This window comes from Bacillus sp. 1780r2a1 (genome assembly GCA_024134725.1).
Classification (GTDB): Bacteria; Bacillota; Bacilli; order Bacillales; family Bacillaceae_H; genus Priestia; species Priestia aryabhattai_A.
The window spans coordinates 110139-126867 of the sequence record CP099863.1; the positions used below are offsets into that span (position 1 = coordinate 110139).

Annotated in this window: 16 protein-coding genes and 2 other annotated features (1 of these 18 running past the window's edge); all 16 genes read left to right on the top strand. The window is 38.6% G+C overall.

Features of this window, described 5'->3' with window-relative positions; genetic code table 11:
• Positions 1–194: a binding site (T-box leader), on the top strand; it begins 30 nt to the left of the window's first position.
• A 33-nt stretch (positions 195–227) separates the two neighbouring features.
• The 16 genes from cysE (at position 228) to rpoC (ending at position 16615) form a co-directional block, all read left to right on the top strand.
• Entirely contained in the window at positions 228–896 is a 669-nt protein-coding gene (gene cysE / locus NIZ91_00575) for a serine O-acetyltransferase (protein USY55251.1), read from the top strand.
• A complete protein-coding gene (gene cysS, locus NIZ91_00580; GenBank protein USY55252.1) occupies positions 886–2283 on the top strand; it encodes a cysteine--tRNA ligase in 1398 nt (465 codons plus the stop codon). The genes cysE and cysS overlap by 11 nt, the downstream gene beginning before the upstream one ends.
• Before the next feature lie 7 nt (positions 2284–2290).
• Positions 2291–2704, top strand: a complete 414-nt coding sequence (locus tag NIZ91_00585) for a Mini-ribonuclease 3 (GenBank protein USY55253.1) — start codon at positions 2291–2293, stop codon at positions 2702–2704.
• 1 nt (position 2705) lies between these two features.
• Positions 2706–3452, top strand: coding sequence for a 23S rRNA (guanosine(2251)-2'-O)-methyltransferase RlmB (gene rlmB, locus NIZ91_00590; protein USY55254.1), 747 nt, complete (start codon positions 2706–2708; stop codon positions 3450–3452).
• Position 3453: 1 nt separating this feature from the next.
• Positions 3454–3963 (top strand): NYN domain-containing protein, encoded by a 510-nt coding sequence (locus NIZ91_00595; GenBank protein ID USY55255.1) that lies wholly within the window; start codon positions 3454–3456, stop codon positions 3961–3963.
• 68 nt (positions 3964–4031) lie between these two features.
• Positions 4032–4682 (top strand): RNA polymerase sporulation sigma factor SigH, encoded by a 651-nt coding sequence (sigH, locus tag NIZ91_00600; protein ID USY55256.1) that lies wholly within the window; start codon positions 4032–4034, stop codon positions 4680–4682.
• A gap of 73 nt (positions 4683–4755) precedes the next feature.
• Positions 4756–4905 (top strand): 50S ribosomal protein L33, encoded by a 150-nt coding sequence (gene rpmG, locus NIZ91_00605; GenBank protein ID USY55257.1) that lies wholly within the window; start codon positions 4756–4758, stop codon positions 4903–4905.
• Positions 4906–4958: 53 nt separating this feature from the next.
• Positions 4959–5138 (top strand): preprotein translocase subunit SecE, encoded by a 180-nt coding sequence (gene secE / locus NIZ91_00610; protein USY55258.1) that lies wholly within the window; start codon positions 4959–4961, stop codon positions 5136–5138.
• Positions 5139–5331: 193 nt separating this feature from the next.
• On the top strand, positions 5332–5865 hold the full coding sequence (gene nusG, locus NIZ91_00615) for a transcription termination/antitermination protein NusG (GenBank protein USY55259.1): 534 nt from the start codon (positions 5332–5334) through the stop codon (positions 5863–5865).
• A gap of 164 nt (positions 5866–6029) precedes the next feature.
• Positions 6030–6455: a 50S ribosomal protein L11 gene (gene rplK / locus NIZ91_00620; protein ID USY55260.1), complete on the top strand. Its 426-nt coding sequence runs from the start codon at positions 6030–6032 to the stop codon at positions 6453–6455.
• 109 nt (positions 6456–6564) lie between these two features.
• Positions 6565–7266 (top strand): 50S ribosomal protein L1, encoded by a 702-nt coding sequence (rplA, locus tag NIZ91_00625; protein USY55261.1) that lies wholly within the window; start codon positions 6565–6567, stop codon positions 7264–7266.
• Positions 7267–7330: 64 nt separating this feature from the next.
• Positions 7331–7474 (top strand) — a sequence feature (ribosomal protein L10 leader region).
• Positions 7475–7515: 41 nt separating this feature from the next.
• Positions 7516–8016, top strand: coding sequence for a 50S ribosomal protein L10 (gene rplJ, locus NIZ91_00630; protein USY55262.1), 501 nt, complete (start codon positions 7516–7518; stop codon positions 8014–8016).
• Positions 8017–8060: 44 nt separating this feature from the next.
• The gene (gene rplL / locus NIZ91_00635) at positions 8061–8423 is read left to right on the top strand and encodes a 50S ribosomal protein L7/L12 (GenBank protein USY55263.1); all 363 of its coding nucleotides are present in this window, start codon (positions 8061–8063) and stop codon (positions 8421–8423) included.
• Positions 8424–8536: 113 nt separating this feature from the next.
• On the top strand, positions 8537–9139 hold the full coding sequence (locus NIZ91_00640) for a class I SAM-dependent methyltransferase (GenBank protein USY55264.1): 603 nt from the start codon (positions 8537–8539) through the stop codon (positions 9137–9139).
• Between the two features lie 242 nt (positions 9140–9381).
• Positions 9382–12948 (top strand): DNA-directed RNA polymerase subunit beta, encoded by a 3567-nt coding sequence (gene rpoB, locus NIZ91_00645; GenBank protein ID USY55265.1) that lies wholly within the window; start codon positions 9382–9384, stop codon positions 12946–12948.
• A gap of 73 nt (positions 12949–13021) precedes the next feature.
• Positions 13022–16615 (top strand): DNA-directed RNA polymerase subunit beta', encoded by a 3594-nt coding sequence (rpoC, locus tag NIZ91_00650; GenBank protein USY55266.1) that lies wholly within the window; start codon positions 13022–13024, stop codon positions 16613–16615.
• Positions 16616–16729: the final 114 nt, after the last annotated feature.

The following is a 16729-nucleotide window of genomic DNA, read 5'->3' on the forward strand; positions in this document are numbered from 1 at the left end:
GTTATGGCTTTTTTAGAGAGGATTACCATCGGCTGAAAGTAATCCATGCTCATACCTATTGAAATGCACCTTAGAGACTTTTGCTGAAAACAGAGGTTAGTAAGCAGGAGCGGGTATCGCCGTTACACGAGATGAGTTGGAGTGCATATTTGCATTCAAGCAGAGTGGAACCGCGTATAAGAAACGTCTCTGTGTCAGTTGACACAGAGACGTTTTTTTTATAAAAAATGGGGGGTGAGAAAGTGATAAAGATGTTAAAAGAGGATATTGAGGTGATATTTGAACAAGACCCTGCTGCTAGGAGCTACATTGAAGTGATTTTAACGTATTCTGGGCTCCATGCTATCTGGTCACATCGTTTAGCTCATGCGTTGTTTAAACGCAAATGGTTCTTTTTAGCACGTGTAATTTCACAAATCAGTCGCTTCTTCACAGGAATCGAAATTCATCCGGGGGCAAAAATAGGACGACGCTTTTTTATTGACCACGGAATGGGAATTGTAATTGGAGAGACTTGTGAAATAGGAGACAATGTCACGGTTTATCAAGGAGTAACTTTAGGTGGTACGGGAAAAGAGAAAGGAAAACGTCATCCAACTATTAAAGACCACGTTCTTATTGCCACGGGTGCTAAAGTTTTAGGATCGATTACCATTAACGAGAACTCAAAGATTGGTGCTGGTTCGGTTGTTTTAAATGACGTTCCTGAGAATTCAACGGTTGTAGGAATTCCAGGTCGAGTCGTCATTCAAAATGGGGTTCGTATTAAAGATTTAAATCATCAAGATTTACCAGATCCAGATGCAGAACGATTTAAGCAGCTTGAATACCAATTAAGTGAACTACAACAAGAAATTAAGCAGCTCAAAGAAGGGAAGATTTATCATGACAATTAAGCTATATAATACATTAACTCGTCAAAAAGAAGTGTTTACACCTTTAGAAGAAAACAAGGTTAAAATGTATGTCTGTGGTCCAACTGTTTATAACTATATTCATATTGGAAACGCAAGACCTGCTATTGTATTCGATACAGTACGTCGTTATCTAGAGTTTAGAGGGTATGAAGTACAATATGTTTCAAACTTCACGGACGTTGATGACAAGCTAATTCGAGCAGCTAAAGAGCTAGGTGAAGATGTACCAACGATTGCAGAACGATTTATTAACGCTTATTTTGAGGATACGACAGCACTTGGTTGCAAACATGCGACTATACATCCTCGCGTAACGGAAAATATGGATATTATTATTGATTTTATTGATGAGTTAGTTAAAAAAGGCTATGCATATGAGTCAGATGGAGACGTTTATTATCGCACAAGAAAGTTTGAAGGTTACGGCAAACTTTCACACCAGTCAATTGATGAGCTGCAATCAGGTGCTCGTATTGAAGTTGGGGAAAAGAAAGAAGATCCGTTAGACTTTACGTTATGGAAAGCAGCAAAAAATGATGAAATTGCATGGGATAGCCCATGGGGACAAGGAAGACCAGGGTGGCATATCGAGTGTTCAGCAATGGCTCGCAAATACTTAGGGGATACAATCGATATTCATGCCGGTGGTCAGGATTTATCGTTTCCGCATCATGAAAATGAAATTGCGCAGTCTGAAGCATTGACGGGTAAGACATTTGCGAAATATTGGTTGCATAATGGTTATATTAATATTGATAACGAAAAAATGTCGAAGTCATTAGGTAACTTTGTACTTGTACATGACATTATTCAAAAGCATGACCCATCACTACTAAGGTTCTTTATTTTATCAGTACATTACCGTCATCCAATCAATTATAACGAAGAAATTCTAGAGAATACTCGCAAAGGATATGAACGATTACAAACGGCTTATATGAATTTAAAGCACCGTTTGGATGCAGCCACAGACTTAAGTGATGATAATTCTGAATGGGCAGCTAAAATTGATGAGCTTCACAACAGCTTTATCAAAGAAATGGATGACGACTTCAATACAGCAAATGCTATCTCTGTATTGTTTGAACTAGCTAAGCAAGCAAATGTGTATCTGCTTGAGAGTACGACATCAAAAGAAGTGATTGAAGCATTCATTAATGAATTTAACCAGTTAGGTGGAGCTTTGGGCTTAACATTTGGTGCTCAAGAATTAGTAGATGAGGAAATTGAAAATCTCATTCAACAGCGAATTGATGCCCGTAAAAACCGTGATTTTAAATTAGCTGACCAAATTCGCGACGAATTAAAAGCTAAAAATATTATTTTAGAGGATACGGCTCAAGGAACGCGTTGGAAAAGAGGATGATTGTTTGATGATTGAAAAGAAGTTAGATGTAAAGCAGTTGAATAGTCTAGCATTAGCTTATATGGGTGATGCAGTATTCGATTTACATGTTCGTAAACATTTGCTTGGGTTAGGGACAGTGCGCCCTAACCAACTTCATAATAAAGCTAAAAAATATGTGTCTGCTAAAGCGCAGGCTCAAATTGTCTATCATTTCAAAGAAAATGATTTTTTAGATGATGAAGAACTAGCTGTGCTAAGAAGAGGGCGTAATGCAAAATCAGGAACAGTTCCTAAAAACACAGATGTACAAACATATCGCTATAGCACAGCATTTGAAGCGTTAGTTGGCTACCATTATTTATTGGGTAACGATGAACGTGCTCATGAAATTATTACAAAAGCAATCTCTTTCATCTTTGAAGGAGAGGGAGGAAATTAATATGCAGCAACAAGATTATATTATCGGACGAAATGCCGTATTAGAAGCATTAAAATCAGAAAGAGAAATTAACAAGCTATGGATTGCAGAAGGATCTCAGGGTGGCTCTATGGGAGAGATTGTAAAATTTGCTAAACGAAATGGCGTATTGGTGCAGTATGTGCCTAAAAAGAAAATCGAACAAATGGTTCAGGGGACACATCAAGGTGTATTGGCTTTAGTTGCGGCGTATTCATATGCTGAAGTTGATGAACTGTTTGAAAAAGCAGCACAAAAAAATGAAGATCCTTTTTTCTTAATACTAGATGAGTTGGAAGATCCACACAACCTAGGTTCAATTATGAGAACAGCGGATGCAGTTGGTGCTCACGGCATTATTATTCCAAAGCGTAGATCTGTTGGGCTAACATCAACTGTGGCTAAATCATCAACAGGAGCTATTGAACATATTCCAGTTGCTCGCGTAACGAACTTAGCTCGCACCATTGATGAATTAAAAGAAAGAGGAGTATGGGTAGCTGGTACGGATGCAAAAGAAAGTGATGACTACCGAAATTTAGATGGTACAATGCCACTGGCTTTAGTTATCGGAAGCGAAGGTAAAGGAATGAGTCGCCTTGTTCGAGAAAAGTGTGACTTTTTAGTAAAGCTTCCAATGGTTGGTCACGTAACATCTTTAAATGCATCAGTAGCAGCAAGTTTATTGATGTATGAAGTGTATCGTAAACGTCACCCATTAGGAAGATAAAATGGACATTTTATTAGTAGATGGTTATAACATGATTGGTGCATGGCCTAACTTACGGAATCTACGTGATCATGATTTAGCGGGAGCCCGAGATTTACTTATTGAAAAGCTCGCCGAGTACCAAGCTTATACAGGCTACCGTGTCATTGTGGTATTTGATGCGCATATGGTTCAAGGGATTGAAAAGAAAGCTCATAATTATAAAATTGAAGTCGTGTTTACACGTGAAAATGAAACAGCTGATGAATACATTGAAAAGCTGGCTCAAGATTTAAATAATGTAGCCACGCAGGTTCATGTTGCGACATCAGACTTTACTGAACAGTGGGCGATATTTGGTCAAGGAGCATTACGTAAATCAGCCCGGGAATTATATAATGAAATTCAAGAGATTGAAAGATTTATTAAAATTGAAGTAAAGTCCATTCAAACGCAAAAACCAGCGGCGAGGATTAAATTGTCTGACGGAGTTGCTGAAATTTTCGAAAAATGGAGACGTGGTGAGAAGTGACGCTGTTGACGGTGAAGAATTAGCTACTGTATAATATTTCTATCTACTGTGCGGTCAGGGGGATCGATATGGGCGATAACTATGGGAGAAAACTTCATGCTCATTTCGAACAACAAGAAGATGAAGAAGTTGTCGAGCTTGTGCATAAAGGTGACATTGATGCATTAGAGTATTTGATTCACAAGTACAAGAATTTTGTTCGAGCTAAGGCACGGTCGTACTTTTTAATAGGGGCAGATAGAGAAGATATTATTCAAGAAGGCATGATAGGGCTGTATAAAGCTATTCGTGACTTTAGAGAAGATAAGCTTACTTCATTTAAAGCATTTGCTGAACTATGTATTACGAGGCAAATCATTACAGCCATAAAAACGGCTACAAGACAAAAGCATATTCCGCTAAATTCTTATGTGTCGTTGGACAAGCCTATTTACGATGAGGAATCTGATCGAACATTGCTAGATGTTATTTCAGGAACCAAGGTCATGAACCCGGAAGAACTCTTGATTAACAGAGAAAAGTTCGATGATATCGAGTTAAAGATGGCAGAACTTTTGAGTGATTTAGAAAGAAAAGTATTAGTATTGTATTTAGACGGTCGTTCTTATCAAGAAATCTCAGAAGATTTAAACCGCCACGTAAAATCGATTGATAATGCTTTACAAAGAGTTAAGCGTAAGTTAGAGCGCTACTTAGAAATCCGTGAAATTACCACATAGCCTGTATTGACACAGGAAGAAAGTGTGTGATACTTTCTTATAGACATTATCACTTATATAGGTGGCTAATAAAATGCGTAAAAAAGTTGTAATGGCATGTGTAGAATGTGGTAGTCGTAACTATACAACGATGAAAAGTACAGAGCAAAACAACATTCGTTTAGAGATGAAGAAGTTTTGCAAATCTTGCAACTCACATGTCCAGCATCGTGAAACAAAATAGATCAAAAAGCTGCACAGATTAATACCCCTTTTATTTTAATGGAGGTTACAAACATGAACCGTGTAGGGAAATTTTTGCGTGACGTTGGTCGTGAAATGAAGAAGGTCAGCTGGCCTAAACGAAATGAACTAGTTCGCTATACAATTACAGTTGTTTCTACAGTTATTTTCATGACCGTCTTTTTCGCAATTGTCGATTATGGAATCTCATCATTGATTCGTTTAATCCCTTGAATAATTTAATGATAATCATGGTATAATGAAACTATATGATGAGTTCTTCTTAAAAAGCCCGTTTACGGGTTTTTTAATTTGTTTTGAGAATGATATGAACTAGAGTGTATTTATATTCTAGTTTATCTTCTGTGCAATAGATACTTGAACACTTTACAGGAAGCTGGGAGGGAAGGACATTACGTCCTCAAAAATGGAGAAAAATTGGTATGTTGTTCATACTTATTCAGGGTATGAAAATAAAGTAAAGACAAATTTAGAAAAACGTGTAGAAACAATGGGCATGCAGGATAAAATCTTTCGTGTAGTTGTACCTGAAGAAGAAGAAAGAGAAATTAAAAACAATAAAGAAAAGATAACGAAGAAAAAAGTATTTCCAGGTTACGTGTTAGTAGAGATTATTATGACAGATGATTCATGGTACGTGGTACGTAATACCCCTGGTGTAACAGGTTTCGTTGGATCAGCTGGTTCAGGTTCTAAACCGACACCTCTATTACCAGAAGAAGTGGAAATGATTTTAAAACAAATGGGTATGGATGAAAGCCATGCTGGATTTGACTTTGAACTAAAAGAAACTGTTCTAGTTAAAGAAGGCCCGTTTGCAAACTTTGAAGGTACAATTGAAGAAATCGACACAGACAAGCGCAAAATTAAAGTTCATGTTGATATGTTTGGACGTCAAACACCTGTTGAGTTAGAGTTTACACAAATTGAAAAAATATAACCTTTAAAACCTTGCAATTCATTTGTTTTAATGTTAATATTTCATAAGTCAGTATGTCTCAATCCTGAGACTAAAACAACTATTTCTTTATTTTATATATAAAGAACTTGGAGTGGGAGGGCATCGCCCTATTACCACATCACGGACTTAAGGAGGTGTGTCTCGTGGCTAAAAAAGTAATTAAACTTGTAAAATTACAAATTCCTGCTGGTAAAGCAAACCCAGCACCACCAGTTGGTCCTGCATTAGGTCAAGCCGGTGTTAACATCATGGGATTCTGTAAAGAATTTAACGCTCGCACAGCTGATCAAGCTGGTTTAATCATTCCTGTTGAAATCACGGTATTTGAAGACCGTTCATTTACATTTATTACGAAAACTCCACCTGCTGCTGTATTACTTAAGAAAGCGGCTGGTATTGAGTCAGGTTCTGGTGAACCAAACCGTAATAAAGTTGCAACAGTCAAGCGTGACAAAGTACGTGAGATTGCTGAAACAAAAATGCCTGACCTAAACGCTGCTAACGTTGAGTCTGCAATGCGTATGGTAGAAGGTACAGCACGTAGCATGGGAATCGTAGTTGAAGACTAATCCCAAATGATTAGGTGTTAGAAGGTTGCGAGATAGGGGATAGCTTCCATTTCGCAACCTTTATTAGTGGGAGGTTATTCCGTTAATACCACATAAGGAGGAAAAGAACATGGCTAAAAAAGGTAAAAAGTACATTGAAGCTGCGAAGCTTGTAGATCGTACACAAGCTTACTCAGTTCAAGAAGCAATTGAATTAGTAAAGAAAACAAACACAACTAAATTTGATGCAACTGTTGAAGTAGCATTCCGTTTAGGCGTTGACCCTAAAAAAGCTGACCAACAAATTCGTGGTGCAGTAGTACTTCCAAATGGTACTGGTAAAACTCAACGTGTATTAGTATTCGCTAAAGGTGAGAAAGCGAAAGAAGCAGAAGCTGCTGGAGCTGACTACGTTGGCGATTCTGATTACATCAACAAAATCCAACAAGGTTGGTTCGAGTTTGACGTAATCGTTGCTACACCAGACATGATGGGTGAAGTTGGTAAACTTGGTCGCGTATTAGGGCCAAAAGGTTTAATGCCAAACCCTAAGACTGGTACTGTAACATTTGATGTTGAGAAAGCAGTTAATGAAATCAAAGCTGGTAAAGTAGAATACCGCGTTGATAAAGCTGGTAACATCCACGTACCAATCGGTAAAGTATCATTCGAAGATAGCAAGTTAGTTGAAAACTTCACTACAATCTTCGAAACTATGCAAAAAGCTAAGCCTGCAGCTGCAAAAGGAACATACATGAAGAACTTAGCTGTATCTTCAACTATGGGCCCTGGTATCAAAGTTGATATCGCAACTTTCAGCGCAGCTAACTAATTATTGGAAATAAATTGGTGTTGACTTTATAAGTCGAACTGATTACAATAGATAATGTTGTTAAAAAAAAATAACATTTGTACCGTAGACAGTAGGTGCCTTTAAGGCTTAATTTCCTACCGAGGTGTGTGTGATAAATTAGTGAACGTTCTGATTCGCTTATAACACCTCCATGTCTTAGTTGTCATGGAGGTGTTTTATTTGCACCTTGTATGAGTGTACGGAAGGAAATCTACAGGAGGTGTAAAAATGAGCAACGTAATTGAACAAAAGAAACTAGTTGTTGATGAAATTGCTGATAAACTTAAAGCAAGTGGATCAGCGATCGTAGTTGACTACCGTGGCTTAAATGTTGCTGAAGTAACTGAACTTCGTAAGCAATTACGTGACGCGGGTATTGAGTTTAAAGTATACAAAAATACTTTAACTCGCCGTGCTGTAGAAAAGGTTGAACTAAACGACCTTAACGAAGCGCTAGTTGGTCCAAACGCAATTGCATTTGGTGGAGAAGACGTTGTTGCTCCAGCTAAAATTCTTAACAGCTTCGCTAAAGAGCATGAAGCATTAGAAATTAAAGCTGGTGTTATCGAAGGTAACGTAGCAACTGTTGAACAAATCAAAGCTATTGCTGAGCTTCCATCTCGCGAAGGCTTACTTTCTATGTTACTTAGCGTTCTTCAAGCTCCAATCCGCAACCTTGCTCTTGCTACAAAAGCTGTGGCAGATCAAAAAGAAGAACAAGGTGCATAATTTAGTCTGTTATATATAACACAATCACAAGGAGGAAATTAACAATGACTCAAGAACAAATCATTGAAGCAGTTAAAAATATGACTGTTTTAGAACTTAACGATTTAGTAAAAGCAATTGAAGAAGAATTTGGCGTAACTGCTGCTGCTCCTGTAGCTGTAGCTGGCGGTGCTGCTGGTGAAGCTGCTGCTGAGAAAACTGAATTTGACCTAGTACTTGAAAGTGCTGGCGGCCAAAAAATCAAAGTTATCAAAGTAGTACGTGAAATCACTGGTCTTGGCTTAAAAGAAGCTAAAGAAATCGTTGATAACGCTCCAAAAGCTCTTAAAGAAGGTATTTCTAAAGAAGAAGCTGAAGAAGCAAAAGCTAAACTTGAAGAAGTTGGCGCTTCTGTAGAAGTTAAGTAATTACTACTTAACATTTGATATGAAAAAGCTCGCTTACTCAAGCGAGCTTTTTTGCTTCTGTTTCTCTATTCGTTTATAGTAATAGAGGATGCCTTTTAGAAGGAGGAGTTCAGTTGACAGAACACTATTTTTCAAACACACCATCGGCTAGTAGTAATGAAGAGACATTTTCGTTTGAACTTCGAGGACAAACTTTCCGTTTCACTAGTGATCGAGGTGTTTTCTCTAAAAAGGAAGTTGATTTCGGTTCGCGGGTACTAATTGATAGCTTTGAAGTTAATAATGTAAAAGGTCCTATTCTAGATGTCGGTTGTGGATATGGCCCTATCGGTTTAACAATAGCTAAACTTCGTCCGGATGAGCAAGTGCATATGGTTGATGTTAATGAGCGTGCATTAGCTTTGTCAGAAAAAAATGCAAAAGCTAACGGTATTAACAATGTTCAAATTTATCAAAGCTCTTGCTATAGTAATGTGAAAATTAATGATTTCTCTACTATTCTTACCAACCCACCAATTCGTGCTGGTAAGAAAATTGTACATGAAATCCTTGAAGGGGCATATAATCACCTCGTTGAACAAGGTGAATTATGGGTCGTTATTCAAAAAAAGCAGGGAGCTCCTTCCGCTTTAGCGAAACTAGAGTCTCTATTTGAGGAAGTAGAGGTAGTAGAGAAGAAAAAAGGCTATTATATCATACGTGCTAAAAAATGTTGACTAATATTTTTTAGTATGTTAGCATTATAAAATGCCAATATATAAATATTCCATATAGGCCTCTGTTATACATAAAATTACACGTATAATTTGAGAATGTATGGGAAAACTAATAAAATCAATAGTACGTTTTATGAAATTGTGGTTTTCTATTTAAAGAAACCATTTTTCTTTTGTTCAATAATAAACAATAGTTTATTATATGTCTTGAATAATAACGCTTGATTTGAGGGGTGAATCAGTTGACAGGTCAACTAGTTCAGTATGGACGCCACCGCCAGCGCAGAAGTTATGCTCGTATCAGTGAGGTTCTAGAATTACCAAACTTAATCGAGATTCAAACGGCTTCATACCAATGGTTTTTAGATGAAGGATTAAGAGAAATGTTCCAGGATATTTCTCCAATCGATGATTTTACTGGTAATTTATCACTAGAATTTATTGACTACAGCTTAGGTGAGCCAAAGTATTCAGTAGAAGAATCTAAAGAACGTGATGTAACTTATGCAGCACCTCTTCGTGTTAAGGTGCGTTTAATTAATAAAGAAACAGGTGAAGTAAAAGACCAAGATGTGTTTATGGGTGATTTCCCATTGATGACGGAAACTGGTACGTTTGTTATTAACGGTGCTGAGCGCGTTATCGTATCACAATTGGTACGTTCACCAAGCGTCTACTACAGTGGAAAAGTAGATAAAAACGGTAAAAAAGGATATACAGCTACTGTTATCCCTAACCGTGGAGCATGGTTAGAATATGAAACTGATGCAAAAGACGTTGTTTACGTGCGTATTGATCGTACTCGTAAACTTCCAGTATCAGTATTGTTACGTGCATTAGGTTTTGGTTCAGACCAAGAGATTATTGATTTAATTGGAGATAATGAGTACATCCGTAATACGCTTGAAAAAGATAACACGGAAAGTACTGAAAAAGCGTTGCTAGAAATCTATGAGCGCTTACGTCCAGGTGAGCCACCAACTGTAGAAAATGCAAAATCACTGCTTGTATCTCGATTCTTTGATCCAAAGCGCTATGATTTAGCAAATGTTGGTCGTTACAAGATTAATAAAAAGCTTCATATTAAACATCGTTTGTTTAATCAAAAATTAGCAGAAACATTAGTTGATCATGAGACGGGCGAAATTATTGCTGAAAAAGGTGCAATGATTGACCGCCGTACGTTAGATCGCTTAATTCCAATGCTTGAAAGTGGAGTAAACTTCAAAACTTATAGCCCGGTTGGCGGAGTTTTAGAAGACGATGTTACGTTACAATCTATTAAGATTTATGCTCCAAACGATCCGGATGGAGAAAAAGTAATTACAGTTTCAGGTAATGCTTACGTAACAGAAGAAGTGAAGAATATTACACCTGCTGATATTCTAGCATCAATTAGCTACTTCTTTAACTTGCTTCATCAAGTAGGAGATACAGATGATATCGACCATCTAGGAAATCGTCGCCTTCGTTCTGTAGGGGAATTGTTACAAAACCAATTCCGTATTGGGTTATCTCGTATGGAGCGTGTTGTTCGTGAGAGAATGTCTATTCAAGACACGAATACAATTACTCCTCAACAGTTAATCAATATTCGCCCTGTAATTGCTGCTATTAAAGAATTCTTTGGTAGTTCTCAGCTTTCTCAGTTTATGGACCAAACAAACCCGTTAGCTGAATTGACACATAAGCGTCGTCTGTCTGCATTAGGACCAGGTGGTTTAACTCGTGAGCGTGCTGGATTCGAAGTTCGTGACGTTCACTACTCTCACTATGGCCGTATGTGTCCGATTGAAACGCCTGAGGGACCAAACATTGGGTTAATCAACTCATTATCTTCTTATGCAAAAGTGAATAAATTTGGCTTTATTGAAACGCCATATCGTCGTATCGATCCTGAAACAGGTAAAGTTACGTCAAGAATTGATTACTTAACTGCTGATGAAGAAGATAACTATGTAGTTGCCCAAGCAAATGCACGCCTAGGCGAAGACGGCTCTTTCTTAGATGAAAATATTGTGGCTCGTTTCCGTGGTGAAAATACAGTTATCCGTCGCGATCGTTTAGATTACATGGATGTATCGCCAAAGCAAGTAGTATCTGCGGCAACAGCTTGTATTCCATTCTTAGAGAATGATGATTCAAACCGTGCATTAATGGGTGCCAACATGCAACGTCAAGCAGTGCCGTTGTTAAATCCAGAAGCACCACTTGTCGGAACAGGTATGGAATATGTATCTGGTAAAGACTCAGGGGCTGCAGTTATCTGTAAGCATCCTGGTGTTGTTGAGCGCGTAGAAGCAAAACAAGTTTTTGTTCGTCGTTATGAAGAAGTAGATGGACAAAAGGTTAAAGGAAACTTAGATAAATACAAGCTTCTTAAGTTCATTCGTTCTAACCAAGGTACTTGCTACAACCAACGTCCAATTGTTTCAGTTGGCGATGAAGTTGTAAAAGGTGAAATCCTAGCTGATGGCCCTTCTATGGAAAAAGGAGAGCTTGCATTAGGACGTAACGTTTTAGTAGGTTTCATGACTTGGGACGGATATAACTATGAGGATGCTATTATCATGAGTGAACGTCTTGTAAAAGACGATGTATATACTTCTGTTCATATTGAAGAATATGAATCTGAGTCTCGTGATACAAAACTAGGACCAGAAGAAATCACACGCGATATTCCAAACGTGGGTGAAGACGCTCTTCGTAACCTAGATGAGCGTGGTATCATTCGCATTGGTGCCGAAGTTAAAGATGGTGATCTTTTAGTTGGTAAAGTAACGCCTAAAGGTGTTACGGAACTAACTGCTGAAGAGCGCTTATTACATGCGATCTTTGGTGAAAAAGCACGTGAGGTTCGTGATACTTCATTACGTGTACCACATGGTGGAGGCGGAATTATCCTTGACGTTAAAGTCTTCAATCGTGAAGATGGCGATGAATTACCACCAGGTGTTAACCAACTTGTTCGCGTATATATCGTTCAGAAGCGTAAAATTTCTGAAGGTGACAAAATGGCCGGTCGTCACGGTAACAAAGGTGTAATTTCGCGTATTTTACCAGAGGAAGATATGCCTTACTTACCAGATGGAACGCCAATCGATATCATGTTAAACCCATTAGGGGTACCTTCTCGTATGAACATCGGGCAAGTATTAGAGCTTCATTTAGGTATGGCGGCTCGTAAACTTGGAATTCATGTTGCATCTCCAGTATTTGATGGTGCTCGTGAAGAAGATGTTTGGGCTACGATTGAAGAGGCAGGTATGTCACGTGATGCGAAAACTGTATTATACGATGGTCGTACAGGTGAGCCTTTCGATAATCGTGTGTCAGTAGGTATTATGTACATGATTAAACTTGCTCACATGGTAGATGATAAGCTTCATGCACGTTCTACTGGACCATATTCACTTGTTACGCAACAGCCATTAGGTGGTAAAGCGCAATTTGGTGGACAACGTTTTGGAGAGATGGAAGTATGGGCACTGGAAGCATATGGTGCTGCTTATACACTACAAGAGATCCTAACTGTGAAGTCGGATGATGTTGTAGGTCGTGTGAAAACATATGAAGCCATCGTAAAAGGTGAAAACATTCCAGAGCCAGGTATACCTGAATCATTTAAAGTATTAATTAAAGAGTTACAAAGTTTAGGTATGGATGTAAAAATGCTTTCAGCTGACGAGCAAGAGATTGACATTGTAGATTCAGAGGATGATCAAGAACAGCAGTCGGAATCTATTATGTCTGATGTAGAACCAGAAGGAATTTCTGAAGGTCAAAAAGACCCTGTTATTAAAGAGTAAGGAATTACTTTCATATAAAAGCTATACGCACGTTAAGGGAAAAAACCTGTAGATTAAAAGGGAGGTAGGCTCCTTGCTAGATGTAAATAACTTTGAGTATATGAAAATTGGTCTAGCTTCGCCAGATAAAATTCGCTCTTGGTCATACGGTGAGGTAAAAAAACCGGAAACGATCAACTATCGTACATTAAAGCCTGAAAAAGATGGTTTGTTTTGTGAGCGTATCTTTGGTCCACAAAAGGACTGGGAGTGCCACTGTGGTAAATACAAACGTGTTCGTTACAAAGGCGTAGTATGTGACCGCTGTGGAGTAGAAGTAACAAGAGCAAAAGTACGTCGTGAACGTATGGGACATATTGAACTAGCTGCACCTGTTTCGCACATTTGGTACTTCAAAGGTATCCCTAGCCGCATGGGACTTGTCTTAGACATGTCCCCTCGTGCGCTAGAGGAGATTATCTATTTTGCTTCATATGTTGTGACAGATGCTGGTGATACACCGCTTGAAAAGAAACAGCTGTTATCTGAAAAAGAATATCGTGCATATCGTGAAAAGTACGGAAAAACTTTCCATGCTGCGATGGGTGCGGAAGCTGTTAAGAAATTATTACAAGACATCGATCTTGACAAAGAAGTAGATGCTCTAAAAGAAGAGCTTAAAACTGCTCAAGGTCAACGTCGTACGCGCGCAATTAAGCGTTTAGAAGTGTTGGAAGCTTTCCGTCATTCTGGTAATGAACCTTCTTGGATGATTTTAGATGTTTTACCGGTTATCCCACCGGAACTTCGTCCAATGGTTCAATTAGATGGTGGACGTTTTGCAACATCTGACTTAAACGATTTATATCGCCGTGTAATTAACCGTAACAACCGCTTAAAACGTTTACTTGATCTTGGAGCTCCTAGCATTATCGTTCAAAACGAAAAGCGTATGCTTCAAGAAGCTGTAGATGCTTTAATCGATAACGGTCGTCGTGGTCGCCCTGTAACAGGTCCTGGTAACCGTCCGTTAAAATCTCTTTCACACATGTTAAAAGGTAAGCAAGGACGCTTCCGTCAAAACTTACTGGGTAAACGTGTTGACTACTCTGGACGTTCTGTAATCGTTGTAGGACCGAACTTAAAGATGTATCAATGTGGCTTACCAAAAGAAATGGCGTTAGAGTTATTTAAGCCATTTGTTATGAAAGAGTTAGTTGAGCGTGGTTTAGCTCATAATATTAAGAGTGCGAAACGTAAGATTGAGCGTGTCCAACCTGAGGTATGGGACGTATTAGAATCGGTTATTAAAGAGCATCCAGTTCTTTTAAACCGTGCACCTACGCTTCACAGACTAGGTATCCAAGCATTTGAACCTACATTAGTAGAAGGGCGTGCAATCCGTCTACATCCACTTGTATGTACAGCATACAATGCGGACTTTGATGGTGACCAAATGGCCGTTCACGTACCGCTATCTGCGGAAGCACAAGCAGAAGCTCGTATCCTAATGTTAGCTGCACAAAACATCCTGAATCCAAAAGATGGTAAACCAGTTGTTACACCATCTCAAGATATGGTATTAGGTAACTATTACTTAACACTTGAGCGTGAAGACGCAGTGGGTGAAGGTATGGTATTTAAAGATACAAACGAAGCATTGCTTGCATACCAAAACGGATATGTACACTTACATACTCGTGTTGGTGTCTACGCTGGTTCTTTAAATAACCAAACATTTACCGAAGCACAAAACCAACAATTATTAGTGACGACTGTAGGTAAGCTTGTATTTAACGAAATCTTACCAAAATCGTTCCCGTACATTAACGAACCAACAAGAGAAAATCTTGAAGTTAAGACACCGGATAAATACTTTGTTGAAAAAGGTGCTAACGTAAAAGAATTTATTAAAAATCAACCTGCAATTGCACCATTTAAGAAGAAAATCTTAGGTAATATCATTGCTGAAGTATTCAAACGCTTCAAGATTACTGAAACGTCTAAAATGCTTGATCGCATGAAAGACCTAGGGTTCAAATATTCTACTAAAGCTGGTATTACAGTTGGTGTAGCAGATATCGTTGTATTAGGTGAAAAAGAGGTTATCTTACAAGAAGCGCAAGCTAAAGTAGATAATGTTCTAAAACAGTTCCGTCGTGGTTTAATTACTGAAGATGAGCGTTATGATCGCGTAATCTCAATTTGGAGTAGTGCGAAAGACGTTATCCAAGGTAAGCTGATGGAATCCTTAGATAAACGAAATCCAATCTTTATGATGAGTGACTCTGGTGCCCGTGGTAACGCATCTAACTTCACGCAGCTTGCTGGTATGCGTGGTCTGATGGCTAACCCGTCTGGACGTATCATTGAGTTACCGATCAAATCAAGTTTCCGTGAAGGTTTAACAGTATTAGAATACTTTATCTCTACTCACGGTGCGCGTAAAGGTCTTGCCGATACAGCCCTTAAAACAGCTGACTCAGGTTACCTTACTCGTCGTCTTGTTGATGTGGCTCAAGATGTTATCGTTCGTGATGATGATTGTGGTACAGACCGAGGAATCTTGGCTGTTGCAATCAAAGAAGGTACGGAGGAAATCGAAAAGCTGGATGAGCGTCTAATTGGACGTTATGCACGTAAAACTGTTGTTCATCCAGAAACAAACGAAGTACTTGTAGCAGAAAATGAATTAATTACAGAAGATCTAGCTGAAGAAATCGTAAATGCTGGTGTTGAAGAAGTATGGATTCGTTCTGCATTTACTTGTAACACTCGTCATGGAGTATGTAAAAAATGTTACGGACGTAACTTGGCGACTGGTTCAGAAGTTGAAGTTGGTGAAGCAGTTGGTATCATCGCTGCTCAATCAATCGGTGAGCCAGGTACACAGTTAACAATGCGTACATTCCATACTGGTGGGGTTGCCGGAGATGACATCACTCAAGGTTTACCTCGTATCCAAGAGATTTTCGAAGCTCGTAATCCTAAAGGGCAAGCTGTTATTTCAGAAATCGAAGGTACCGTTACTTCAATTACTGAAGGACGTGACCGTCAACATGAAATTACAGTTCAAGGTGACATTGAAACGCGCTCTTACACAGCTCCTTATAGCGCACGCTTGAAGGTAACTGAAGGCCAAGAGATCGCTCGTGGTCAAGAGTTGACAGAAGGTTCAATTGATCCGAAAGAATTATTAAAAGTAAAAGATATCACTGCTGTTCAAGAATACCTACTGCGTGAAGTACAAAAAGTATACCGTATGCAAGGGGTAGAAATTGGTGATAAGCACGTTGAAGTAATGGTACGCCAAATGCTTCGTAAAGTGAGAGTAATGGATTCTGGAGATACAGATGTATTACCAGGTTCACTACTGGACATCCACCAATTTACAGATGCTAACGAAAAAGTATTACTAGAGGGTAATCGTCCAGCTACTGGTCGCCCTGTACTACTTGGTATCACAAAAGCATCTCTTGAAACAGATTCCTTCTTATCAGCAGCATCATTCCAAGAAACAACTCGTGTTCTTACAGATGCAGCTATTAAAGGAAAACGTGATGAGTTATTAGGTCTTAAAGAGAACGTTATTATTGGTAAACTTGTTCCTGCTGGTACTGGTATGACGAGATATCGTAATGCTGAACCAGTTAAGAATCAAGTTGAAGAGCCAGTAACAATCGATTAATAAGTAATCATTTTTCTAGAATGGATGTTTTTTTAAAAAAACTGCATCGTGTAGTTGACATCCATTCTAGGGAATGATACTATATCAAAGGTGCTCCTATAAACTACCTGTTGC

Bases quoted from the DNA above. Each gene is read 5' to 3' on its own strand.
- cysE (USY55251.1), top strand. From the start codon at position 228: ATGGGGGGTGAGAAAGTGATAAAGATGTTAAAAGAGGATATTGAGGTG.
- cysS (USY55252.1), top strand. From the start codon at position 886: ATGACAATTAAGCTATATAATACATTAACTCGTCAAAAAGAAGTGTTT.
- NIZ91_00585 (USY55253.1), top strand. From the start codon at position 2,291: ATGATTGAAAAGAAGTTAGATGTAAAGCAGTTGAATAGTCTAGCATTA.
- rlmB (USY55254.1), top strand. From the start codon at position 2,706: ATGCAGCAACAAGATTATATTATCGGACGAAATGCCGTATTAGAAGCA.
- NIZ91_00595 (USY55255.1), top strand. From the start codon at position 3,454: ATGGACATTTTATTAGTAGATGGTTATAACATGATTGGTGCATGGCCT.
- sigH (USY55256.1), top strand. From the start codon at position 4,032: ATGGGCGATAACTATGGGAGAAAACTTCATGCTCATTTCGAACAACAA.
- rpmG (USY55257.1), top strand. From the start codon at position 4,756: ATGCGTAAAAAAGTTGTAATGGCATGTGTAGAATGTGGTAGTCGTAAC.
- secE (USY55258.1), top strand. From the start codon at position 4,959: ATGAACCGTGTAGGGAAATTTTTGCGTGACGTTGGTCGTGAAATGAAG.
- nusG (USY55259.1), top strand. From the start codon at position 5,332: ATGGAGAAAAATTGGTATGTTGTTCATACTTATTCAGGGTATGAAAAT.
- rplA (USY55261.1), top strand. From the start codon at position 6,565: ATGGCTAAAAAAGGTAAAAAGTACATTGAAGCTGCGAAGCTTGTAGAT.
- rplJ (USY55262.1), top strand. From the start codon at position 7,516: ATGAGCAACGTAATTGAACAAAAGAAACTAGTTGTTGATGAAATTGCT.
- rplL (USY55263.1), top strand. From the start codon at position 8,061: ATGACTCAAGAACAAATCATTGAAGCAGTTAAAAATATGACTGTTTTA.